The following is a 22,795-nucleotide window of genomic DNA, read 5'->3' on the forward strand; positions in this document are numbered from 1 at the left end:
CGGTGATCGCCCTGACGGGTGCGCTGATGGACATCCAGCTGCTCGCGAACACGGACCGGCGCGACGAACTGGTGCACAGCATCAGACAGGCGCCCGGCGTGCGGGACTTCCAGGCGACCCCCGACAACGTCGCGTACACGCACCTCAAGCGGATCGCCCGCGCCTGTGTCGAGCACCGCAACGCCCCGGCGGCCCGGCAGGCACTGCACGACGAGGCGCGTCGCCTGGCCGGCGGGCAACGGGCGGTCTCCTGGCTGGGGTTCTTCAACGCGGTGCTGGACTCCGGCCACCCGGACGCCTTCAAGGCGAGGCTGCTCGACGTGGGGGAAAAACTGCGCCTGGCCGGCTGGGGAAGCAGCCGGTCACCCGCCGAGCGGGACCCGCTGAGCGAGTTCACCCGACTGGTGGCCGGGGGGACCCAGGCACAGATCGGCGACTTCTGCGAGGGGATCGGCGTCCTGCAGCCGGGCGGTGACGGGGGCACGATCGTGTTCCCGCCCCGGAAGCCGGCGGCCCCGCCGGAAACCGGCGGCGGGCGCAGGCCGTGGCTCCTGCCGGCCGCCGGCGTCGTCGTCCTGGCGGTGGTGGCCTGGGCCGTCTTCCAGGCCCAGGCGGACCGGCCGGCCGTGTCGGTGCCGGTGGGGTGGGACGTGACCGTGCTCCAGCCGGACGCCACCGCCAGCGCCACCGTCGCCGTGCCCGACGGCCGCACCCGTCTGGTGCTGCCGCTGGACCTGCGCGACCCGAACCCGGGCAGCGGTGTCTGCTCCGGCACGGTGGAACTGTCGCTCGACGGCGAGCAGGCGACCGTCCGGCAGCTGTCGGAGGTGGTCCGTACCGCTCTGCCCGCGCACCGCAGCACGCTCACGCTGCGGCTGACCCTGCGAACGCCGCAGGGCTGTCAGGCGCAGCTCTACACCAAGGCCGTCAGCTTCGAGGACTAGGAGCACCACCGTGCACGCCTCACGACGTCTCCCGCTGCTCGCCGTCGCCGTCGCGGTGTCGCTGGCCCCGGCCGCCGCCTGCTCCTCCGGGCCGGACCGGCCGGCGCCTTTCGACGGGAGGGTCCAGGTCGGCTTCAAGACCGCCATACCCGGCATGTCGGTCCAGAACGCCGACGGCATCTTCCAGGGCTTCGAGCCCCGGCTGGTGGAGAAGGTGCTGGGCGACGCGGGCGTGAAGTACTCCGCCGTCCCGGTCTCGGCGATCAGCTGGCAGGACGCCCTGGTGGACGGGAACACCAACCACAACGGCGTCGACCTCGTGGTGGCGGACATCTCCGTCACCGACGAGCGCAGGAAGAAGTTCGACATGGCGGGCCCCTACCTGAAGACCCCGTTGGGCGCACTGACCTCGGCCGCGCACCCCGCTGCGGTCCGGAGGCAGGAGGACCTGGTCGCGCTGCGGATCTGCACCGTTGCGCAGACCACCGCCCGTGCCCTGGTCGACAACGAGATCAAGCCCAAGGTCTCGCTGGACGGCCAGAGCACCCAGCAGTGCCTGGACCACCTGGACGACGGCTCCGCCGACGTCTTCGTCTCCGACTACCTGCCGCTGCGCGGCATAGCCGTGAATCTCCAGGTGGACGGGCGGCTCCCCTACGCCATCACGGACGGGAAGTTCGGCAAGGTGCAGCTCCTGGCGGCCGCCCTGCCCAAGGGCCATGCCGAGGCCTGCACCTGGCTGCGCAGCCGGCTCGACACGTACATGAAGAGCCAGGAATGGGTGACCGAACTGCGGAGCAGTTTCAACTTCGGGCCCGACGTGACGGACGGCAACCTGCGTCAGGACTTCCAGCCGGTGACCAGCACGTCCGACAACCTCTGCGGGGGCTGAGCGGGGGCGCTCCGAACTCCCTTTCGTGCCTCGTGCGGGCATGTCACGTGCGTGTTGCCCCGTATTGCGTTTGCGATGCAGCTCTTGAGTGCCGCTGACCGGTGTGTGAGTGTGGGGCGGACGTCCGGTGACCTCCATCCGGACCGTGGAAGTCGAACCGCGCAGCTCAGAGCCGGGCCTGGCGCGGAGGACGGAGAAATCGGTGCCGTCGCACCTGCAGCCCCTTCGGAGGCTGGGATTCCTGACCATCGGGGTCTTCGACCCGGCCGACCCCGGCCTCGGACACGAGTCCACGCTCCGGATCATCGAACTCGGCGAGCACCTGGGATTCGACAGTGCCTGGGTGCGCCACCGGCACCTGCAGTACGGGATCTCCTCTCCCGTCGCGGTGCTGGCGGCGGCCTCGCAGCGCACCGACCGCATCGAGCTGGGCACCGCGGTCATCCCGCTGGGGTGGGAGAACCCGCTGCGGCTCGCCGAGGACCTGGCGACCGTCGACCTGCTGTCCGGCGGCCGGCTCAACCCCGGCATCAGCGTCGGACGCCCCGGGCAGTACGACCGGATCGCCTCCGCGCTCTACCCCCACACCGCCGAGGCCGAGGACTTCGGCTACGAGCGGGTGCGGCGCCTGCTGGACTTCGTCCGCGGCAAGCCGGTCACCGACTTCAGCGGGGTCGAGGGCATCGAGGTGTACTCCGACCGGGTCCAGCCGGTCTCGCCCGGCCTGGCCGACCGCCTGTGGTACGGCGCAGGGAGCCTGAACTCGGCCCGGTGGGCGGGTGAGCAGGGCCTGAGCCTGCTGACCAGCAACGTGGTGCGGGCCGAGGAGTCGGAGGACTTCGCCGAGATCCAGCGCTCGCAGATCGCCGCCTTCCGTGCCGGTCACCCCGAGGGCGCGCGCGCCCGGGTCTCGCAGGGGCTGGTCGTCATCCCCACCGACAGCGCGTCGGCACAGCAGCGTGCCAAGTACCAGGACTACGTGCTCAACCGGACCCCGCGCACCGCCGCCCCGCAGGGCCCGGCCCGGATGCTGTTCGCGCCGGACCTGATCGGGTCGTCGGCCGAGATCGCCGAACAGCTGTACGCCCACGCCGGGTTCCGGGAGGTCGACGAGGTCGTCTTCGCACTGCCGTTCTCCTTCGACTACGAGGACTACGTGCAGATCCTCACCGACATCGCCACCGGCCTCGGCCCCGCACTCGGATGGCAGCCTGCGCTCTGACACCCCGCCGGCACGATCAGGAGCCCTGCCGCCCGCGGCAGGGCTCCTGACGTTGTCCCGGGTCCCGGCCACGGGCCGGGGAGCGGGGCGCCGTCTCACCGGAGCGACGAGAGCGTCCCATCATGCGGGACGCTCCGCTCGCCCCTGTCGAGAACCTTGACGTGGCGCGAATGCGGGATGAAACTCCGAAGCAGGAATCGTCGAACGTAGGCGGGAGAGCCGTGAGGCGTGCGGAGCCGATTATCGATGGCGTGGCTCACGCTGTACGGTTCCTCCCGGTGTTGACATGCCGCCGCCACATCGACCTGCAGCGGGTCTGCAGCAGCATGGCAGGGGCGCCGGCCCCCCACGGCCCGGCAGCCGTTCTCGTCTGATTCCACCGCGGGCAGTCGCATGTCCTGAGCTGCGCCCTTCTCCCCCCACCCTCTTCGTTGTACGCGTGTGCGCGTACTGCCGACTCCTGGGAGACCCATGTCCGCTATGTCCCCGTCCGCCGTACCCTCCCTCCGCGGACGGATCGGCCACGACGCCCGCAGCGGGTACTTCCCCGCGCCGCACCGCTACCGGCTCCACCTGACCCTCTCGTGCCCGCACTGTCTGCAGATCGCGGTCACCCACAGCCTGCTCGGCCTCGACGACACCCTGCCGGTGACCCTGCTGCCGGCGCTGCCGGACGCCGGCGCCGACGGCTACCTGGCACTGCTGCCGCTGTACGAGTCCAGCTCGCACCGGCACCCCGGGCCCGCCTCGGCACCGGTGCTCAGCGACGACTGGAGCGGACGGATCGTCAGCACCGACCCGGTCGAGATTCTCACCGACCTGGCCCGGCGGTTCCCCGGGCCCGACCTCTACCCGCGCGGCCTCGAAGGGGCGATCGGGGCCGTCCGGCAGCTCTGCGAACGGAGCATCAACGCCCCGGCCCAGGAGGCGGGCCGGTCCGACGCCACCCCGGACGCGCGCGCGGGCGCGCTGCGGAGCCTGTTGGACGGGCTGGCCGCGATCGAGGCCCGTCTGGAATCCCAGGAGTACCTGCTGGGCGAGGAGTTGACCCTCGCGGACGTGGAGCTCTGGGTGACCCTGGTGCGGCTGGACACCGTGCACCGCTGGCACCTGGACGCCGCCGCCGTGCAGCGCATCGCCGAGCACTCCCACGTGTGGGCCCACGCCCGCCGACTGGCCGGACACCCGGCCTTCGGCCGCCACCTCGACCTGGACGGCATCGCGCGCCGCCACCACACCCGCTGCCAGGGCGAGGAGGCCGCCGGAGCGGCGATCCAGATCGTGGACTGGGCGGAGCACGCCCAGCGGCGGGTGTACTCCGGCTGAGCGGGGGAGAGCGCCGTCCGCCGGACCTTGTCCACGACGAGGGCGGCGGACGTGCCGCCGCGCGGCACCTGCCGGTGAACTGCGCGGCGGTCCCCGGAACTCAGCTGCACGGTAAGGGATTTCGACCGTGCCGGGGTGGTGGGGCGTGGCGGTTTCGGTCGCCACGCCCCGGGGTGTTCGTGGTGGGCCGGTGTCGGGTGTCAGCCGGTGCTGCAGGACACTGTCGGCCAGGTGGTGCTGCCGTTCTTGGTGATGGTCATGCCCCAGTTGTTGCCGGAGCCGTTGGGGGTGGCGACGAGGGTCTGGGCGTCGGGGTAGGTGGCGGTGGTGTTCCAGGTGGAGCTGACCTTCTCGGGGGAGGGGATCTTGACGGTCACCTTCCAGGTGGTGGATCCGGTGACCGAGACGTTGAGGTTGTAGCGGTCGCTCCAGGAGGTGCCGGCGGAGAGTGTGGCGGTGCAGCCGTTGCCGGTGCCGCCGCCGGTGCCTCCGCCGCCGGTGGAGGTGCCGAGTGTGAGGTTGGAGCTGCCGCTGCTCTGGTAGCCCTCGGTGGCGAGGACTTCGTAGTTCATGGTGCCGAGGTTCATGCCGTATCTGGCCCATGCGTCGAAGTGGTTGCCGACGGTGATGGTTCCGCCGGTCCGCTTGGACTGGCGGACGCTCCAGTACTGGTTGAAGGTCTTGTTGCCCTCGATGGAGGGGGCGTTGTAGCGGGTTGTCTGGTAGATGTCGTAGGTGCCGCCGTCGGTGGTGACGGTGCCCTTGTAGGTGCCGGTGGGCTTGTAGGTGCCGTAGTTCTCGACGATGTAGTACTCGACGAGGGGGTTGGTGCTCCAGCCGTAGAGGGAGAGGTAGGCGTTGCCGCTGGTGTTCCAGGTGCCGGAGTAGGTGACCGGGTTGCGTGATCCGGTGCTCCAGCCCTTGCCGGCGACGAAGTTGCCGGCGTTGTTCCAGGAGGTGCTGTAGTTGCCGCCGCCGTTGAGGGACATCGAGGCCGCGCCGGTGCCCTCGGTCCAGAACGAGTAGAAGTACCCGCCGTCGGTGCCGGTCTGGTTCGTGGAGACGGTCGCCGCGTCGGCGGTGCCGGGCAGCAGCACGACGGCCGCGAGGGCCAGTACGAGGATGCGCGCCCTGCTGACCAGCCGCCAAAGGCGGCTTCTCGTGGTGCTCTTGGGGTGGGGGAAGCTCACGATGGTGATCCGTCCTGCCGATGGGTGGGGGTGTGGGGGTGGGGTGCGGGGGTGGGCACTGCCCTGCGCCGCCGAGGACCGGGACGCGATGGGGTGACCGGCCGGCGCCGCCGCATGACGCGGAACCGACTGGTCATCAACATCACTGCGCCCATGGGTGATTGGCGGTTTCGGCCCGGATCCGAGGCCGTTCGGACTTGTCGACGGCGACCAGGCTGGTCCGGGGTCGACGAGTTGTCAATACTTTCGGCTGGAGGAGCGAAAGTATCGATCTGCCTCAGCAGGAAAAGGCCATGGTCAGGGGCTTGGGATCCGTTGCGGGCCGGACGGCTCGGCAGGAGCCTCCCCTGTGTTCGATGATCCCCTGTAGTGCGGGCCACGGCTTGTGGCGTCCAACGTCCAAAACTTTCAGCGGATGAGCGAAACTTTCGTAATGGCTCAGCCGTCGCCCGGCAGGAGTGCGGCAGCCGGGCGGGCGTGCAGCACGCTGCCGTCGAGGGGGAGCGGCGCGTGGCCGACGAGAGTGAGCCCCGCGTCGGCGAGGAGCCGGGTGTAGTGCTCGGCGCGGCGTTCGCGGCCCCCGACGTTGCACCGCATGTGGAGGTCCCAGGCCGTGGCCAGGGAGGCCGAGTCGTCGGCGGGCAGCACGCGTTCGACGATGAGCAGGTCGGCGTCGGCGGGCATGGCGCGGGCGCAGTGGCGCAGGATCTCGCGACACCGCTCGTCGTCCCAGTCGTGCAGGATGCGGGAGAGGATGTAGACGTCACCGCCCGGCGGTACGTCCGCGAAGTCGCCCGCCCGGTAGGCGCAGCGCCCGCCGAGGCCGGCGGCGTCGAGGGAGCGGCGCGCGGCGTCGAGGACGTGCGGGCGTTCGAGCAGGACGCCGTCGAGGCGCGGGTGGGCGGCCAGGATCCGGCCGAGCAGGGCCCCGTTCCCGCCCGCGACGTCGACGACGGTCCGGCGGCCGGGGGCCCCGCTCGCGGCCGTGACGACGGGGTGATCGGTGAGCGGATCGAACATGCGTGAGCCGGCGGCCATGGACCGGTCGAACAGCTCGGCGAGTTCGGGGTGGCGGGCGAAGTGGTCGAAGTGGTTCTCGCCGAAGAGGTGGTCGAAGCCGACCTCCCCGGTCCGTACGGTGTGCCCGAGCGCGCCGAAGGACCGGTAGAACGGGCCGCCGTACAGGAGGGCCAGCGGCCGCATGGAGTCCGGGGCGTCCGCACGGAGCAGCGCGCCGAGTCCGGTGAGGCGGAAGCCGTCCCGTTCGGTGGTCACCAGGCCCAGCATGGCGAGGTAGCGCAGCAGCGCCGCCAGGCTCTCCGGGTCGGCGCCGACCGCCTGTGCCAGTGCCTCGGCGCCGGTGCCTGTCCCGGTGTGCAGGGCGTCGGGTACCCGCAGCTCGGCGAAGACGGCCAGGGCCTGGGTCGTCCACGCACCGGTCAGCAGGCGCAGGAGCGTTTCCGCAGAGTGCCGTGCGCGGTGCTCGTCGAGGTGGGTGGCGAGGACGTCCCGGTGGTCGCCGGGGACGTAGAGTTCCACCCGCCGGTACCCGGCCTTCGCATCGGTGGGCGCGCTGAAGTAGAACACCGTGCCGTCCTCGTGCGGGTTGTAGCCGCCGCCGTCGGCCGTCGCTCCGTGCCGCGCGAAGATCGCGCACATGCCCCGCAGGACCAGTGGGTCCGGCTGCTCGATCTCGAAGGCGAGGTGCGCCTCGTGCTCCCGGGCGCGTTCCTGCTCGGCGATCCCGGTGAGATCGGAGCCCGGCGGCACGGTGAGGGTGAACACCTCGACCGTCCGGCTCGTCCCGTCCGGGCCGGCCACGGGCGGGCGGAGGATGCGTACGTCGAGTTCCGCGGCGTCGCGCAGGTGGCGGGCGGCGAGCCGGTCCCGGACGACCACGCTGGGCATCGGGGGCGCGTCGGCGGACAGTCCGCAGCCGGCCAGTGCGGCGCGCAGTGCCCCGGGATCCGGCGGGAAGACCAGGAGTGCGGCGTGCGAGAACCGGCAGCGGTCCACCAGCGCCCGCAGTTCCACGGCGTCCAGGCCGGGCAGGAGGAGCGGCAGCAGGGTGGAGGCGTCCTGCTCCCGGACGAAGTCGGCCGTCTCGCCTAAGCGGTCGGCGTCGGTGGTGAACGACGTGGTCATGGCGGAGCGGCCTCGTTTCGGTAGGCGGGTGGTGGTCGGTACGCGGGGCATGGTCGGTACGCGGGTGACGGTCGGTACGGCAGACGGTTGCGGGACGGTTCTCAGACGCCGACGTAGTGGTCGGCGAACCAGTCCTGGCAGCTGCGCGAGGTGCTCAGGGAGGCGAGGCGGGAGCGGCGCAGGGAATCGTGGAAAACCGATTCTCCGTCCGGACCGGGGGCGCCGTGCAGCAGCCGGACCATCCACTGCGAGAACTCCTGCGCGCGCCAGATGTGGGCCAGGCACCGCTGCGAGTAGCCGGCGAGCCCTTCGGGACTGCCGTGGCAGAGGTCGTCGATCAGGGCGCGGGCGAGGATCTCGGCCTCCAGCACGGCGAGGTTCGCGCCCTTGGCCGCGGAGGGGCTCAGCAGGCTCGCGGCGTCGCCCGCGAGGAAGAGGGCGCCGTGGCGCAGGGGTTCGAGCACGTCGGACTCCAGGTCGACCACGGTACGGTCGACGATCCGGCCGCGGCGCAGCGGGCCGTAGTCCTCGGCGCGCATCCGGAGCGCCAGTTCGTCCCAGATCCGGCCGTCGGACATCGCGTCGGGCGATGTGCCGCGCTCGCACTGCAGGTAGTAGCGCGTGACCTCGGGGGTGCGCGCCATGTGCCCGGCGAAGCCCCGGTGGTGCACCGCGTAGCCCACCGCGTCCAGGCTCGGGGGCGCCTCGGCGAGCAGGCCGAGCCACGAGATGCCGTGGTCGAGACGATGGCGGCGGACGGCGCCGGGCGGGAGCGAGCGCCGTGCGGCGCCGTGCCGGCCGTCGCAGCCGACGACGTACCTGCCCTGCCAGCTGCCGGTACGGCCGTCGGCCTCCCGTACGGTGACGGAGGGGCGCGCGTCGTCCGCGCCCCGCACGGTGAGCGCCTCGGTTCCGAAACGCACCCGGCCGCCCGTGTTCAGGTACTGCGTCAGCAGATCCGTCACCAGTTCGTGCTGCGGGTAGACGGTGTGCCGCTCCCCGCGTCCGAGGCTGCCGTAGTCGAGGCGGAACCGGCCGTCCTCGGTACGGAACTCGCAGGTCGTGTGCTCCCGGCCGCGCCGGTGGAGGCCCTCGGCCAGGCCGTGCCGGTCCAGGATCCGCACGGTGTTCGCCGCGAGGAAGCCGGCCCGCGAGCGGGCCTGCACCTGCGTGCGGGTGGCGCGCTCCAGGATGACGCAGTCGACGCCGCTCGCGAGCAGCAGGTTCCCGAGCACCAGCCCGGCGGGTCCGGCGCCGAGGATGACCACGTCGGCCCTGTTGCCCAGTGTTCTGGTGCTCTTACTTTCCGTCACGGAAATGGATCATAGACAGTGGCAAACGTCGAGAAGGAAAGGATTCACCCGTACGGACGCTGCGGGCCTGCGGCGAGGATCGGGTGGGGCCCGGCGGCGGCAGTGCCCCGCCGCCCGGCCGTTCGGTCGTGCATTCAGCGCCCCGGCGGTGCTTCTGAGTGGGCATCAGCTTGGTCGACCCGCCCTCGCGGTGGGTGGGGTTCCTGGGAGAATCACCCCGGCAGACATCGGTTTCTCGTGATTCGGCAGGACCATTGCTCATGGAACCCCTCGAAGTCGGAGATCCGCGACAGGTGGGCCCGTACCACCTGCTGGGGCGGCTCGGTCACGGCGGGATGGGCCGGGTGTTCGTGGGCCGGTCGCGCGGCGGCCGCGTGGTCGCGGTGAAGGTGGTCCACCCCGAGATCGCCGGCGACGCGCAGTTCCGCCGCCGCTTCGCCCAGGAGGTCGCCGCCGCGCGGAGCGTCGGTGGTTTCTACACCGCCCAGGTGGTCGACGCGGATCCGGGGGCCGATCCTCCGTGGCTGGTCACCGCCTACGTTCCCGGCCCGTCGTTGCAGCAGGCGGTCGATGCGCACGGGCCGTTGCCGGCTTCGGCCGTGACCGCCCTGGGGGCCGGACTGGCGGAGGCGCTGACCGCGATCCACGGCGCGGGTCTGGTGCACCGTGACCTCAAGCCCGGCAACATCATCCTCGCCGACGACGGCCCCCGTGTGATCGACTTCGGCATATCCCGTGCGATGGATGCGACCCACGCCTCGACCACCATCGTCGGAACTCCCGGGTTCATGTCCCCCGAGCAGGTGAGGGGGCTGGGCGTCGGGCCCGCCGGCGACGTGTTCGCGTTGGGAGCGGTGCTCACGTTCGCCGCGGCCGGGCGCGGCCCGTTCGGTGCGGGGACGGTCGAATCGATCGTCTACCGGATCGTGCACGCCGCCCCCGACCTGGCCGGGGTGCCGGCCCCCCTCGTCGAGCTGGTCGCCGCCTGCCTGGCCAAGGACCCGGCGCAGCGGCCCGGTCTGGCCGACGTCCTGAACCGGCTGGCAGCGCCCGCTGTCACGGCCGGCGCCTGGGTGCCGCCGGCCGTCACCACGATGATCATCGAGCGCGGGAGCGAGCTGTCGGACCGTCTGGACGGGCTTCCGGCGACTCTCGCGGCTCCCGATCCGCCGGCCGTCCGGACGGTGTCCTCGGCGTACGCCCCCGTTCTCCTCCCGCCGGAGGCGCCACGCAGGCCGCACCCGCCACGCCGCACCGCCCTGCTCGCCGCGGTCGCGGTGTGCGCCGTGGCGCTCGTCGCCGGCGCGGTGGCGGGCATCAGGGGTGCCACGGCCCACCACGGTGACCGGGCCCAGGGCGGCACGCCTTCTCCGTCGCACACCGGCGCCGCGCCGCTGCCGACGTCTCCTGCGAGCAGCCGCGTCACATCGTCGGCAGCTGCCCCGCACAGCCCGGCGGCACTGCCGGACCTTCCTGCGAAGAGCCCCGTCGCACCGCCCGACTCCGACCCGCGTCAGGTCACCAACACCTTCAGCGGACTGTGCATCGACACCGACGGGCCGCAGCGGGCTGGCGTGAACGTCCGTATCAGCGACTGTGGCAACTTCAGTGGCCAGAGCTGGAGTTACAGCGACTCCGGGCACTACCTCGTGAACGCTCCCAGCGGGCTGTGCCTCGACACCGCGGGGGCCCCGGTCACCGGACTCGGCCTGGAGCTCAGAACGTGCGGGAACTACAGCGGCCAGCAGTGGGAGTACGACGCCGTCAATCACCGGTTCACCAACCTGCCGAGCGGCCTGTGCCTGGACACGGCCGGCCCTCCGGCCAACCACGTCAAGCTCGTGCTCAACCCGTGCGGGTACTACACCGGTCAGCTGTGGCAGTTGTGACCAGGTGTCCGGGCGGACCGCCCGGTGTGGTGCTCGGGCGGTCCGCTCGGTCGTGGCGCGCCTAGCCGGCCGTCGTGGGCTGGCGGACGGGCCGGGAGGGGGCGTCCTGGGCCTCGCCCGGCAGGGCCCGGAGGATCGCGTCCACGCTCTGCTTGGCGTCCCCGAAGAGCATGCTGCTGTTCCCGCGGAAGAACAGCGGGTTCTGCACACCCGCGTAGCCGGACGCCATCGAGCGCTTGAAGACGATCACCTGCTCCGCCTCCCACACCCGCAGCACCGGCATGCCGGCGATGGGGCTGGACGGGTCGTCGGTGGCGGCCGGGTTCACGGTGTCGTTGGCGCCGATGACGAGGACGACCGAGGTCTTGGCGAAGTCGTCGTTGATCTCGTCCATCTCCAGGACGATGTCGTACGGCACCTTCGCCTCGGCCAGCAGCACGTTCATGTGCCCCGGCAGGCGTCCGGCCACCGGGTGCACGCCGAAACGGACCTCGACGCCGCGCTCGCGCAGCCGCCGGGTCAGCTCCGCCACCGGGTGCTGGGCCTGGGCCACGGCCATTCCGTAGCCGGGGGTGATGACCACGGTCCGGGCCTGTGCGAGCAGCCCCGCGGTCTCCTCGGCGCGGATCTCACGGTGCTCCCCCTGCTCCTCCTCGCCGCTCGTCGGGGCCTCGATGCCGAAGCCGCCGGCGATGACCGAGATGAAGGAGCGGTTCATCGCCCGGCACATGATGTACGACAGGTAGGCGCCGGAGGAGCCGACCAGTGCCCCGGTGACGATGAGCAGGTTGTTGTCGAGGAGGAACCCGGCGGCGGCCGCCGCCCAGCCCGAGTAGCTGTTCAGCATGGAGACGACGACGGGCATGTCGCCGCCGCCGATCGAGGCCACCAGGTGCCAGCCGAGGGCCAGCGCCAGCACGGTCACCGCGACCATCAGCCCCAGGCCCGGGCTCGCGGTGAACCAGGCGGTGAGCCCCGCGAACGCGGCCAGCGCCCCCAGGTTGAGGGCGTTCTTGCCGGGCAGCGTCAGCGGGCGCGAGGCGATCCGGGCGGACAGTTTGAGGAAGGCCACGATGGAGCCGGTGAAGGTGACCCCGCCGATGAAGATGCCGATGAAGACCTCGGCGTGGTGAATGCCCAGCAGGTCGCCGGAGACCAGGATCTGGGCCGAGCCCTGGGACTCGACCTCCAGGTAGCCGTTCCAGCCGACCAGGACGGCGGCCAGGCCGACGAAACTGTGCAGGACGGCGATGAGTTCGGGCATCTGCGTCATGCCGACCCGCCGGGCCTGCCACAGCCCGGCAGCGCCGCCGATCACCATCGCGAGGACGATCAGGGCGACCGCGCCGGCGGTGATGCTCTGCGCCGCCAGCACGACGGTGGCGACCAGGGCCAGGGCCATGCCGGCGATGCCGTAGATGACGCCGGCGCGCGAGGTCCGGTGCTGGGACAGCCCGGCCAGGCTGAGGATGAACAGCAGGGCGGCGACCAGGTCTGCGGCGTGGGACGCCGTCGTGGAAGTCATCGGGCTCAGCGCCTTTCCGGGGCAGTCGAGAACATGCTCAGCATGCGGCGGGTCACGGCGAAGCCGCCGAAGATGTTCACGCTGGTCAGCAGCACGGCCACGAACGACAGCGTCGTCACGACCCAGCTCTCGTGCCCGATCTGCACCAGGGCGCCGATCACCACGATCCCGGAGATCGCGTTGGTCACCGACATCAGCGGGGTGTGCAACGCGTGGTGGACCTTGCCGATGACGTAGTAGCCGATGACCACCGCGAGCGCGAACACCGTGAAGTTCTCGGCGAGTTGGGTCGGCGCGAACGCGATCAGCAGGAAGACGGCCAGCATCCCCAGCCCGATCAGGCCGAACCGCACCGCCGGGGTGACGGCCGACTCCTTCACCCCCACCGGCGCCGCGGGGGCCGCGGGCGCCGCTGCGGGGGCCGCCGAGACGGCCACGGGCGGCGGCGGCCAGGTGACCTCGCCGGCCCGGACCACCGTCACGGCCCGCTGGACCACGTCCTCGAAGTCGATGACCAGCCGGCCGTCCTTGCCGGGAGTCAGCAGCTTCAGCAGGTTCACCAGATTGGTGCCGAACAGCTGCGAGGCCTGCGTGGCCAGCCGGCCGGCCAGGTCGGTGTAGCCGATGATGGTGACCCCGTTGCCGGTGACCACCGCCCGGCCGGGCACGGTGCCCTCCACGTTGCCGCCCTGGGCGGCGGCCATGTCGACGATGACGCTGCCCGGCTTCATCGCGGCCACGTCCTCGGCCGTGACCAGCCGCGGGGCGGCCCGGCCGGGGATCAGCGCCGTGGTGACGATGATGTCCACGTCCTTGGCCTGCTCGTGGTAGAGCGCGGCGGCGGCGCGGTCGTAGTCGTCGGAGGTCGCCTTGGCGTAGCCGTCGGTGCTCGCCTCCTGGACGACGTCCACGGCCAGGTACTCGCCGCCCACCGAGCGGACCTGGTCCGCGACCTCGGGCCGCGGGTCGGTGGCGCGGACGATCGCGCCCATGCTGGACGCCGCGCCGACGGCGGCGAGCCCGGCCACGCCGGCACCCGCCACCAGGACCTTCGCCGGCGGCACCTTGCCCGCCGCGGTGACCTGGCCGGTGAAGAAGCGCCCGAACACGTGGGCCGCCTCGATCACCGCGCGGTACCCGGCGATGTTCGCCATCGAGCTGAGCACGTCCATCGACTGGGCCCGCGAGATCCGCGGGACGGCGTCCAGCGCCAGCGCCGTGACGCCCCGCGAGGACAACTCCTGCACCAGCTCGGGGTGCTGGGCCGGCGCGAGCAGGCCGACGACGGTGGCGTCCGCGCGCAGGCGGGCGATCTCGTCGCTCGACGGTGCGTTGACCTTGAGGACCACGTCGGCCGCCCAGGCGTCGCCGATGCTCGCACCGGCCTCGGTGTAGGCCCCGTCGGTGAATCCGGACGCCGCGCCGGCCTCCGACTCGACGACGACCTCGTAGCCGAGGTCGAGCAGCTGCCGCACCGTCGCGGGTGTCGCCGCGACGCGGGTCTCCCCGGAGGTCGACTCGGCGGCCACGCCGATGCGCTGGGGTGGGTGGTGGGTCGGGACCTGTGCAGACATGTCTGGTGTCTCTCTCGTCGGAGGCGCTGTTGACCGGGCATCTGCGGCAGCGGGGGTGCTCTACTCGCTGGTCGCAGGAACGTACACCTACTCGGCTACCGGGGCCGAGACCGCGAGGCAGTGATTAGCCTCACTGAGTGAGCAGGCGGGCGGCCCGGCAGCGGTGCCGCCGGGCCGGGTCGGGACAACGGCCGAGGTGACGGCCCCGGAGACCACCGGCGGAGGGGCCGGAGACCGATCGGTGATCGTGATCACGAGCGGGGTTCGCCCGGATGACCGTCGGTCAGAACTCGCTGTTCCGGGCCGAGTCGGTCCGTGTCCGCCGCAGCCCGTACCGGCCCCCGTCCGTGTCCGCCCCCGTCCGTGCGGGATCTCGCCGACGAGGGAATGCGCCACCGAATCAGCACCTCAGGACCGGGCGCGTGCCACGGGACTTCACCTTCGCGAGCCGGCCGAACATCGCACTCCCCAGGTCGGGATCCGCGGCGCCGGCTCTCCCGGCGGGTCCGGTCGGATCCGTCTCGCGCCGGACGCCATGGCCGGCCGACCCGTAGTCGATCGCGCCGGGCTGAAGAAGTACTGAACCCGGCCGGGTCGTGCCGCCGGGTTGCCGGAGATCAGGGCAGGGTGAGGATGCGGGGGCCGTCCTCGGTGATCGCGACGGTGTGTTCGATGTGGGCGGCGCGGCTGCCGTCGATCGTGCGCAGCGTCCATCCGTCGGGGTCGGTGCGGTAGTCGTTGCGTCCACCGGCCATCAGCATGGGTTCGAGGGCCAGGGTGAGGCCGTGGCGCAGCGGGAAGCCGCGGCCGGGTCGTCCGTGGTTGGGGACGTGAGGGTCCTCGTGCATCTGACGGCCGATGCCGTGGCCGCCGAAGTCGGCCGGCATGCCGCAGTCGGCCTTGCGGGCGACCGTGCTGATGGCGTGGGAGATGTCGCCGATCCGGTGGCCGGGGGTGGCGGCGGCGATGCCCGCGTCCAGGGCCTGCTGGGTGGCGGCGATGAGTTCGAGGTCGCCGGGGCGGGGGGTGCCGACGGTGAAGCTGATCGCGGCGTCGCCGGTCCACCCGTCGAGTTCGGCTCCGCAGTCGATGCTGACGAGGTCGCCGTCGCGCAGCCGGTAGTCGCCGGGGATGCCGTGGGCGACGGCGTCGTTGACGGAGGCGCAGATCACGGCGGGGAAGGGGACGGGGGCGAAGGACGGCCGGTAGCCCAGGAAGGGGGAGCGTGCTCCGGCCCTGGCCAGAACGGTGCGGGCGGCCTCGTCCAGTTCGTGCAGGCGGACCCCCACGGCTGCTGCCTCGCGGACGGCCGCGAGTGCGTGGGCGACCACGCGCCCGGCCTCCCGCATCGCCGCCAGTGCCGTGTCGCTCTTGATCTCCACCATGTGCCGTGACTCCCCGCGATGCGATGCTGTCCAATACTTATACCGGTATTAGTATCACGGGTATGGTGAGAGTTCCTTTGAGTCCGCAGGAGCGGCAACGCGGAGAGCGCTTCGGGGCCCTGCTCCGCCGGGCCCGCGGCGACCGCAGCATGGTGGACGTGGCGGCGGCGGCCGGGGTGTCCGCCGAGACGCTCCGCAAGATCGAGACCGGCCGGGCCCCGACGCCGGCCTTCTTCACCGTGGCCGCCCTGGCCCACGCGCTGGGCCTGTCGCTGGACGAGCTGGCCGCAGCCTGCGCCGAGGAGGACGCGGACTGCGGAGGGCAGGCGATGTCGGCGTGAGCCCGGGCGGGCCCGGCCGCCGGGATCGGCCGCCCGGGGCGGGCGGCGGTAGAACGGCGGTGCGAGCGGGCTGCTAGGCTGCCGCCCTGGATGTGAGCGCTAACATCGCACCGAGAGGCCGTACCGAGGGCATGACCGCCGATGAGGCGTCCGCGGAGTTCCACGACTTCTTCGAACGCCACCACGCCGAGCTGGCCCGTCTCGCCCGTCTGCTGACCGGAGAGGCGGACGCCGCCGACGATCTCGCCGCGGACGCCATGGTCGCGCTGTGGCACCGCTGGGACAAGGTCCGCAGTGCGGACCACCCGCTCGCCTACGCCCGCGGGACGGTCGCCAACCTGGCGCGCGTCCGGATCCGCGGTGCGGTCCGCGAGCGGCGCCGCGTCCTGCTCTTCTGGGCCCGCCACCCCGAGCGCAGCGAGGACCCGGACGTGGCGGCCGTCGTGGACGTCCGTGCCGCACTCGCCCGGCTGCCGTTCCGCAAGCGCTCCTGCGTCGTGCTCCGGCACGCCTTCGACCTGTCGGAGAAGGAGACCGCCCAGGCCCTCGGAGTCTCGGTCGGTACTGTGAAGAGCCAGACCTCCAAGGGCATGGCGGAACTTCAACGGCTGCTCGGCACCAGCGCCGCCGGCCATCTCACGGGGAGCAGGAGCCGGTGACGGACGAACTGCGCGACCTGCTGCGCACGAGCGCCGAGGCCCAACAGCCCGACCGGGCCCGCATGCTCGCCCGGGTGGAGCGAGGCATGGCCGTCCCCGGGCCGGCCGCCCGCGGACGCCACCGTGAGCGCGTCAGGGCGCTGTCCTGGCCCCGGGTCCTGCTGGCGACCCTGGCCACCGCCGGCGCGGTGACCATGGGCAGCCTCGCGGTGGCCGCCATCGTCCGTGCCCCCGCTCCGCCGCAGCAGGCCGTCACGGCGGCCCCGGCCACATCCCGGCCGGCGGCCGTGCCGTCGCCTGTCGCGCCGCCCCCTGCTGTGCTGCCCTCTGCTGCGCCGTCGCCCGCTGCGCCGTCCCCGTACGTGCCGTCCTCGTCCCCGTCTCCCACGCCGTCCCCGTCCCCCTCCGTGGGCCGCCCGTCGGCGTCACCGACGGCCCGCAGCCACACCACGGACGGCCCGCTCTGGGCCGACGGTTCGGTCGACCCGCACAGCACCGACGACTGGGCCCAGAGCAACGTCACCCTCAAGACCAGCAGTCCGCTCACCGCACTCACCGTCGAACTGCGGATCGCCCTGACCGACGGGGTGAAGAACACGGGCAGCTGGCAGACCCGGCCCGCCGCCGACTTCGACGTCTCGGTCCGTGAGGACGGCGGGTCCCTGCTCTACCGCTGGACCCTCAAGCCCGGAAGGACCGTCCCGGCGGGGCAGCTCGTCCTCGCCGGTCAGTACGGACACGTCGCCGGCGGACGCGACGCCAAGGACGACACCTATCGCGCCGATGCCACGACGGCCGGCGGCAGATCCGCCGTCTGGGGTGATTTCGCCCGCACCACCTGAGCCTGCGCACCCTCACCGAGCGGGACTCCCGTGCGCTGCGGCGGTCCGGACGGGACCACCGGGACGCCGCAGCGCACGGGAGTCGGGACTACGGCCGGTAGGTGACGTCGGCCGGGGTGTAGAGGCAGGACGTGCTGTCGGGGCCGCTGCCGGCCTCCTTGGGTTCGCCGCTCGTCACGCCGGTGAAGCGCTGGCAGACGGTGATCTTCTGGCCGCTGTCACCGGCGATGGTGAGGCGCGAGATCTTCGCGGTGTCGCCGAGGTTGGAGTTGATGCCGACGATCTTCTTGCCCGGGACGGTCGCCAGGACGTTGTCGATCACGACATGACGGGCGTACTGGGTCTTGCAGTTGCCGCAGGAGCGGTAGAGCTTGCCGAAGTCCTCGACGCGGAAGTTCTTGATCACCATCGTGCCGGGGCCGTTGTGCTGGAAGACCTTGTCGGCGGCGCCGCGCGCGCCGCCGCCGTCGACGGTCATCACCTGGGAGGCCGAGGTGCCCTTGAAGGTGGCGGCGTCCTCGCCGACGTTCTCCCACCAGACGTTCTTCAGGGTGCAGCTTCCGTTGCAGTGCACGCCGTCGGCGGCCGGATCGCCGAGCACGACGTTCTGGAGCACGGCACCGTCGGCGAGTTCGAACATGGCCGGCTGGCTCTCGGACTGACCGCCCGTGCCGAGCGCGCCCTTGCCGACGAAGCGCCTGCCCCCGCCGTCGAAGAGTGCGCCGACCTGCTGGGTGGCCGTCAGCGGAACGTCGACGGTCGGCGTCGGCCACTCGGGGATCGTGCCGCTCGACGTGGGGGACGCCGTCGCGGTCGGCTTGGCAGTGGCAGTGGCAGTGGCAGTGGCAGTGGCAGTGGCAGTGGCAGTGGCAGTGGCGGTCGGCTTGGCGGTGGCCGATGCGGTCGCGGTCGGTGTGGCGCCGGTGCCGGTGCCGGTGCCGGTGCCGGCGGGCTTGAGGGCCCAGAGCTTGGCCGGCGCCGAGTCGCAGGAGTTCTGCTGCACCGGCGCGTCGGGTGCGGTCGAACCGTCCTTCACCGCCAGGCACTTGCCGCTGCCCGCGTTGACGAGGCGGTAACCGCCCTCCACCGCCGTCAGCGCCCAGGTCTGGGCGGCGGCGCCACCGGAGCAGGCCTCCTGCTGCACCGCCGCGCCTGCGCCGGTCTTCGCCTCGCGCACACCGGCGCACTTGCCGCTGTGCACGGCGACCAGCGTGAAGCCGCCCGTGGTGGTGCTCAGCCGCCAGGTCTGGCCGGCGCCGCCGCAGGCGTGCCGGTTCAGCTGGACACCGTCCGCGCCGGCGGCTCCCGGAACGTCCAGGCACAGCCCGCCGGCCGCGCTGACCAGGGTGTAGGTACCCGGCGCGGGGGTCGGCGCGGCGGCGTCCGCGCTCGCCCAGACACCGCCGGCCACGCCTGCCGCCGCCAGGGCCGCCGCGCTGCCCAGGGCCACGATCCTGGCACGCTTGGGGCGTATGGCTCGCTTGCTCACGTCTCACAGTTCCTTACGGGTGCAGGGACAGGGAGCAGGGCCTCCCGGTCCGGGGGCCCGCCCGGGCGCGCGGCCGACGGCCGTGACGGCTCGTCGGCTCGGCGCCTGTCTCCTGGTTGCCGCCCGCCTCGGAAAGGTTGCCGTGGCAGAGCGGAAATCTCCGATCCGCAGAAAACCCGCCCCACGGCGCCCCACGGCGACCCACGGCCCCGCGACCGGCCTGCCGGGCAGCGGGCGGGCGGGGCAAGGGGCATGAGGGGCCCTCAGGCCCCGCGTGGCGCGTGCGGCAGGGATCAGACCTCGGTGCTGATCGCCGGGGCCGGGCGCCCGCGGCCGGTGGCGTGCCGGAAGGCGGGCAGCGGCAGGCCGAGGCCGCCGGGGGCGTCGCCGCTCAGGGCCAGCGCGACCGCCGCCTCCTGCGGGAGGGCGCGCAGGCCGAGCAGGCCCGCGGACAGCCGGGCGGCGGCGCGGTGCCAGTCACCGGAACGCTTGAGCAGGGTGTGGCCGCTGCCCGCCACGGTGTAACCGCAGACGTGTGCGCCGGCCGCCCGGGCCCGGGCGGCGAACAACCGGGTGTCGGCCGGAGCGGTGACCCGGTCGCGGTCGCCGTGCAGCATCACGACGTCCCGGCCCTCCAACTGGGCGCAGGGATCGCTCTTCGGGCACCACGGGGCGAGGGCGACGACGCCCGTGACGTTGGGGTGGTCCGCCGAGCGCAGCGCCGCGCGGCCGCCCATCGAGTGGCCGACCAGCACGGTCGGGACGTGGCCCAGTTCCTCGGCGAGGTCGTGGAGCGCGGCGGCCGCGTCGCGGGCGGCGTCGGCCGCCTCGTCGTTCCAGCCGCGGTGGCGGTAGCGGACCACGCCGATCGCCACTCCCGCTCCGGCCGTCTCGCGGCGGATCGCCCGGACGAAGCCGGCCATCCGCAGCCCCGGCAGGTTCCACGGGCCCGGCTTCGCGAGGCCGTGCTCCTGTCCGCCGTGCAGCACGAGGACCGCCGCCGAGGGCTGCTCCGGGAGGACCCGCCATTCCAGCGCCCGGTGTCCGGCCACGCCGCTCCTGCCCGCCTGCCTGATCACTCTGAACGTTCCCGCCGTCGATCGCTTCGTGGACCGCAACTGTACGCGGAGCCCCGCCCCGGGCGTTCTGCTTCGGCCGGATCGGTCACGCCGGGCGGTCGCGCGGTCTCAGGCCGCGAGCAGGTTGTGCTGCCGTACCAGCCAGCAGATCGCCGTCAGCCGGTTCACCGCGTAGTCCCGTCCGGTCGGCTGGTCCCAGCCGACCTCGGCCAGTGCGTCGAGGAAGCCCAGTGCGTAGTCGGTCAGCTCCGCACGGTCCAGGGGCCGGGGCACCAGCTCCGGCCCGTGGGCGTACAGGCGCTCACGGATCTCGGCGGCGTGCTGGTCGACGACGGCGACGAAGCCCGGCTGGTGGGCGAACTCCGCCAGGCGTGGCGTGTAGGCGGCGACTATGCCGGTCAGCGGGCAGCCGGCTGCTTCGTCGGGGTAGGCGAACATCCGTCCACGGTAGGGGAGCGAACGATCGGCCGACGCGCACTTATGCCTTTTGAACATGAGACTTCCGCCACCCGGGGAGATCCGGTGGGGATCCGGCCGAACCGGACGGGCGGGCTTCGCCGACGCGACGGTCCGGACCAGAATGAGGCCCATGGATCTCCGCATCTTCACCGAACCCCAGCAGGGCGCCTCCTACGACACGCTGCTGCGCGTCGCGCAGACCGCCGAGCAGCTCGGCGCCTTCAGCGCGTTCTTCCGCTCCGACCACTACCTCAAGATGGGCGACGTCGACGGGCTGCCCGGCCCCACCGACGCCTGGATCACGCTGGCCGGCCTCGCCCGCGAGACCAGCACGATCCGCCTCGGCACCCTGATGACCGCCGCCACCTTCCGGCTTCCCGGCGTGCTGGCGATCCAGGTGGCGCAGGTCGACGCGATGAGCAACGGCCGGGTCGAGCTGGGCCTCGGCGCCGGCTGGTTCGCCGAGGAGCACGCGGCGTACGGCATCCCCTTCCCCAAGGAGAAGTTCGGGCGGCTGGAGGAGCAGCTCGCCATCGTCACCGGGCTGTGGGGGACCAAACTCGGCGACACCTTCGACTTCGAGGGCGAGTACTACCGGATCAGCGGCTCGCCGGCACTGCCCAAGCCCGTGCAGCAGCGGATCCCGGTCCTGATCGGGGGCCGGGGCCCGACGCGTACTCCGGCCATGGCCGCGCGGTACGCGGACGAGTTCAACCTGCCGTTCGTCTCCGTGGAGGAGACCCGTGAGCAGTTCGGCCGGGTCCGCGCCGCCGTCGAACAGCACGGCCGCAAGGCCGACGACCTGGTGTACTCCAACGCCCTGGTCGCCTGCGTCGGGAAGGACGACGCCGAGGTGGCCCGCCGGGCCGCCGCGATCGGGCGTGACGTGGACGAGCTGAGGGCGAACGGCCTGGCCGGTACGCCCGACGAGGTCGTCGAGACCATCGGCCGCTACGCCAAGGCCGGCTCGCAGCGCTTCTACTTCCAGATCCTCGACCTCGACGACCTGGACCACCTGGAGCTGATCGCCACCCGGATCGCCCCGCAGCTCGGCTGAAGCCGTGGGCCGGGTCGTGTCCGGGGGGACGGGCACGACCTGGGCCGGGCAGCAGGCCGTCCGGGCCCGGCGCGGGTGGGCGCCAGGCGTGCCGGAGCCGGCCGTGCCGGAGCTGGCCGTGCCGGTGCCGGCGCGTGCCGCCGCCGAGGACCGGGCTCCGCGGCGGCTACGGCCGGCTGATGGTGCGACAGCTGTTCAGAGCTTGAACAGCTTGGGGTAGGGCTTCGCGATCCGGACCTGTCGTCCGCCGAAGTCGATGACCACCGCGTCGCCGTCACCCTCGACACTGATCGCCCGGCCGAGGCCGTGCTGGTCGTGTGACACCCGGTCTCCGACGGCGAACTCCTTGAGCGGCGGTGGGGCGGCAACCCGGAACGGGCTGGTGGGCAGGGGTCGTCTGGGAGCAGCTGATTTCGTCATCCTTGCCAGTATGCGCCCAATCCGGGGCCCTCGGGCCGCCCGGGCCCCGGCTGGTTCGCCGGAGCAGGTGGCGGCGGGGTGAACAGTGCGGGCGATCGGAGGACCGACGCGTCACATCGCCCCGTTCGGGGCCCGGCCCTGCTACAGTCGAATTAGTTGCAGTTTTGGTTCCCATGAACTTTGTGTGCGCCTGCTGATTGACCGCAGGCGCATTTTTGTTTTCCCGGCTTCCCGGGCGGGTCATCATCGCGGCGACTCGGAATCCGCACAGTGCAGATTCCGGACAGTCCTCGAAGGAGAATTTGTTATGGCTAACGGCACCGTGAAGTGGTTCAACGCGGAAAAGGGCTTCGGCTTCATCGAGCAGGAGGGTGGCGGCCCGGACGTGTTCGCCCACTACTCGAACATCAACGCCAACGGCTTCCGCGAGCTGCTTGAGGGCCAGAAGGTCGAGTTCGACGTCACGCAGGGCCAGAAGGGCCCGCAGGCCGAGAACATCCGCCCGCTGTAGTCCTTCCGCCGGGCACCCGCCCGGCAGGCAAGGGGCCCGCACCGCGTTCACGCGCGGTGCGGGCCCCTTTCGCGTCCGGGCGCTGCTACCCGGCCGGGGCGTCCTCGGGGACGACGCCTTCGCGGGTCACCAGGCAGAACGGGTGGCCGACCGGGTCGGCGTACACCCGGTACCCGATCGGCTTGTCCGAGCCTTCGAGCAGCGTCGCGCCCAGTGCGAGGACTTCGGCCTCGGCCACGTCCAGGTCCTCGACCATCACGTCGACGTGCATCTGCGGCGGGCGCCCCGGGTCGGACCACTTCGGCGGGCGGAAGCCGGCGACCCGCTGGAAGGTCACCACCTCCGTGCCCGTCGCGCTCCGGAGCACCACGTAGTCGTCGCCGTCCTCCACCCGGGTGAGGGTCAGCAGCCTCTCGTAGAAGCCCGCGAGTGCGGACGGGTCGGGGCAGTCGACGACGAGGGAGAACAGGCGTCCGATCATGGCGGTCACTATCGCGCAGACGGGCCGGAATCTCCACGGCCCGGCCGTGGAG

21 protein-coding genes are annotated in these 22,795 nt (G+C 72.3%); 10 read left to right on the forward strand and 11 right to left on the reverse strand.

Annotated elements, in window-relative coordinates; translation table 11 throughout:
* The first annotated feature begins 2 nt into the window (after positions 1 to 2).
* From ACFUK0_RS20160 to ACFUK0_RS20175, 4 genes are all read left to right on the forward strand, one after another.
* Positions 3 to 944 (forward strand): hypothetical protein, encoded by a 942-nt coding sequence (locus ACFUK0_RS20160; protein WP_380252024.1) that lies wholly within the window; start codon positions 3 to 5, stop codon positions 942 to 944.
* Between the two features lie 10 nt (positions 945 to 954).
* Complete coding sequence (locus tag ACFUK0_RS20165) at positions 955 to 1,836, forward strand: substrate-binding periplasmic protein (RefSeq protein ID WP_380252026.1); 882 nt, start codon at positions 955 to 957, stop codon at positions 1,834 to 1,836.
* 202 nt (positions 1,837 to 2,038) lie between these two features.
* Entirely contained in the window at positions 2,039 to 3,058 is a 1,020-nt protein-coding gene (locus tag ACFUK0_RS20170; RefSeq protein ID WP_380252028.1) for an LLM class flavin-dependent oxidoreductase, read from the forward strand.
* 471 nt (positions 3,059 to 3,529) lie between these two features.
* A complete protein-coding gene (locus ACFUK0_RS20175; protein ID WP_380252030.1) occupies positions 3,530 to 4,384 on the forward strand; it encodes a glutathione S-transferase C-terminal domain-containing protein in 855 nt (284 codons plus the stop codon).
* 200 nt (positions 4,385 to 4,584) lie between these two features.
* Here the strand turns inward: ACFUK0_RS20175 and ACFUK0_RS20180 are convergent, their stop codons facing one another.
* From ACFUK0_RS20180 to ACFUK0_RS20190, 3 genes are all read right to left on the reverse strand, one after another.
* Positions 4,585 to 5,577 carry a glycoside hydrolase family 11 protein gene (locus ACFUK0_RS20180; protein WP_380252062.1) on the reverse strand — a complete coding sequence of 331 codons (993 nt, stop codon included), beginning with the start codon at positions 5,575 to 5,577 and terminating at the stop codon, positions 4,585 to 4,587.
* 435 nt (positions 5,578 to 6,012) lie between these two features.
* Positions 6,013 to 7,719 carry a methyltransferase gene (locus ACFUK0_RS20185; RefSeq protein ID WP_380252032.1) on the reverse strand — a complete coding sequence of 569 codons (1,707 nt, stop codon included), beginning with the start codon at positions 7,717 to 7,719 and terminating at the stop codon, positions 6,013 to 6,015.
* Positions 7,720 to 7,820: 101 nt separating this feature from the next.
* A complete protein-coding gene (locus tag ACFUK0_RS20190; RefSeq protein ID WP_380252064.1) occupies positions 7,821 to 8,987 on the reverse strand; it encodes a 4-hydroxybenzoate 3-monooxygenase in 1,167 nt (388 codons plus the stop codon).
* Positions 8,988 to 9,292: 305 nt separating this feature from the next.
* On the opposite strand from ACFUK0_RS20190, the gene ACFUK0_RS20195 reads away from it, so the two are divergent.
* Positions 9,293 to 10,921, forward strand: coding sequence for a serine/threonine protein kinase (locus tag ACFUK0_RS20195; RefSeq protein WP_380252034.1), 1,629 nt, complete (start codon positions 9,293 to 9,295; stop codon positions 10,919 to 10,921).
* A 61-nt stretch (positions 10,922 to 10,982) separates the two neighbouring features.
* Here ACFUK0_RS20195 and pntB read toward each other — a convergent pair whose 3' ends face one another.
* The 3 genes from pntB to map form a co-directional block, all read right to left on the reverse strand.
* The gene (gene pntB / locus ACFUK0_RS20200; RefSeq protein WP_380252036.1) at positions 10,983 to 12,446 is read right to left on the reverse strand and encodes a Re/Si-specific NAD(P)(+) transhydrogenase subunit beta; all 1,464 of its coding nucleotides are present in this window, start codon (positions 12,444 to 12,446) and stop codon (positions 10,983 to 10,985) included.
* A 5-nt stretch (positions 12,447 to 12,451) separates the two neighbouring features.
* Positions 12,452 to 14,020, reverse strand: coding sequence for a Re/Si-specific NAD(P)(+) transhydrogenase subunit alpha (locus ACFUK0_RS20205; protein WP_380252038.1), 1,569 nt, complete (start codon positions 14,018 to 14,020; stop codon positions 12,452 to 12,454).
* A 617-nt stretch (positions 14,021 to 14,637) separates the two neighbouring features.
* Positions 14,638 to 15,405: a type I methionyl aminopeptidase gene (map, locus tag ACFUK0_RS20210; protein WP_380252040.1), complete on the reverse strand. Its 768-nt coding sequence runs from the start codon at positions 15,403 to 15,405 to the stop codon at positions 14,638 to 14,640.
* Between the two features lie 62 nt (positions 15,406 to 15,467).
* Here map and ACFUK0_RS20215 point away from each other — a divergent pair, with 62 nt between their 5' ends.
* From ACFUK0_RS20215 to ACFUK0_RS20225, 3 genes are all read left to right on the forward strand, one after another.
* Positions 15,468 to 15,746: a helix-turn-helix domain-containing protein gene (locus tag ACFUK0_RS20215; protein WP_380252042.1), complete on the forward strand. Its 279-nt coding sequence runs from the start codon at positions 15,468 to 15,470 to the stop codon at positions 15,744 to 15,746.
* A gap of 131 nt (positions 15,747 to 15,877) precedes the next feature.
* Entirely contained in the window at positions 15,878 to 16,405 is a 528-nt protein-coding gene (locus ACFUK0_RS20220; protein ID WP_380252044.1) for a SigE family RNA polymerase sigma factor, read from the forward strand.
* Positions 16,402 to 17,247: a hypothetical protein gene (locus ACFUK0_RS20225; RefSeq protein ID WP_380252046.1), complete on the forward strand. Its 846-nt coding sequence runs from the start codon at positions 16,402 to 16,404 to the stop codon at positions 17,245 to 17,247. Before ACFUK0_RS20220 ends, ACFUK0_RS20225 begins: the two co-directional genes overlap by 4 nt.
* Positions 17,248 to 17,335: 88 nt before the next feature.
* On the opposite strand, the gene ACFUK0_RS20230 is transcribed toward ACFUK0_RS20225, so the two are convergent.
* The 3 genes from ACFUK0_RS20230 to ACFUK0_RS20240 all read right to left on the reverse strand — a co-directional run bounded on the left by ACFUK0_RS20230 (position 17,336) and on the right by ACFUK0_RS20240 (position 20,253).
* The gene (locus ACFUK0_RS20230) at positions 17,336 to 18,736 is read right to left on the reverse strand and encodes a pectate lyase (protein ID WP_380252048.1); all 1,401 of its coding nucleotides are present in this window, start codon (positions 18,734 to 18,736) and stop codon (positions 17,336 to 17,338) included.
* A 293-nt stretch (positions 18,737 to 19,029) separates the two neighbouring features.
* The gene (locus tag ACFUK0_RS20235) at positions 19,030 to 19,788 is read right to left on the reverse strand and encodes an alpha/beta fold hydrolase (RefSeq protein WP_380252050.1); all 759 of its coding nucleotides are present in this window, start codon (positions 19,786 to 19,788) and stop codon (positions 19,030 to 19,032) included.
* A 135-nt stretch (positions 19,789 to 19,923) separates the two neighbouring features.
* Positions 19,924 to 20,253 carry a DUF6401 family natural product biosynthesis protein gene (locus ACFUK0_RS20240; protein WP_380252052.1) on the reverse strand — a complete coding sequence of 110 codons (330 nt, stop codon included), beginning with the start codon at positions 20,251 to 20,253 and terminating at the stop codon, positions 19,924 to 19,926.
* Between the two features lie 151 nt (positions 20,254 to 20,404).
* Here ACFUK0_RS20240 and ACFUK0_RS20245 point away from each other — a divergent pair, with 151 nt between their 5' ends.
* Positions 20,405 to 21,331, forward strand: coding sequence for an LLM class F420-dependent oxidoreductase (locus tag ACFUK0_RS20245; protein WP_380252054.1), 927 nt, complete (start codon positions 20,405 to 20,407; stop codon positions 21,329 to 21,331).
* Between the two features lie 195 nt (positions 21,332 to 21,526).
* Here ACFUK0_RS20245 and ACFUK0_RS20250 read toward each other — a convergent pair whose 3' ends face one another.
* Positions 21,527 to 21,751: a hypothetical protein gene (locus ACFUK0_RS20250; RefSeq protein ID WP_380252056.1), complete on the reverse strand. Its 225-nt coding sequence runs from the start codon at positions 21,749 to 21,751 to the stop codon at positions 21,527 to 21,529.
* Between the two features lie 307 nt (positions 21,752 to 22,058).
* Here ACFUK0_RS20250 and ACFUK0_RS20255 point away from each other — a divergent pair, with 307 nt between their 5' ends.
* Positions 22,059 to 22,262: a cold-shock protein gene (locus ACFUK0_RS20255; RefSeq protein WP_030918248.1), complete on the forward strand. Its 204-nt coding sequence runs from the start codon at positions 22,059 to 22,061 to the stop codon at positions 22,260 to 22,262.
* Between the two features lie 85 nt (positions 22,263 to 22,347).
* Here the strand turns inward: ACFUK0_RS20255 and ACFUK0_RS20260 are convergent.
* Positions 22,348 to 22,795, reverse strand: a 448-nt coding sequence (locus tag ACFUK0_RS20260; protein WP_380252058.1) for a VOC family protein, incomplete at its 5' end; no start/stop codon positions are given.

Source organism: Kitasatospora sp. NPDC057223, assembly GCF_042669755.1.
GTDB lineage: Bacteria > Actinomycetota > Actinomycetes > Streptomycetales > Streptomycetaceae > Kitasatospora.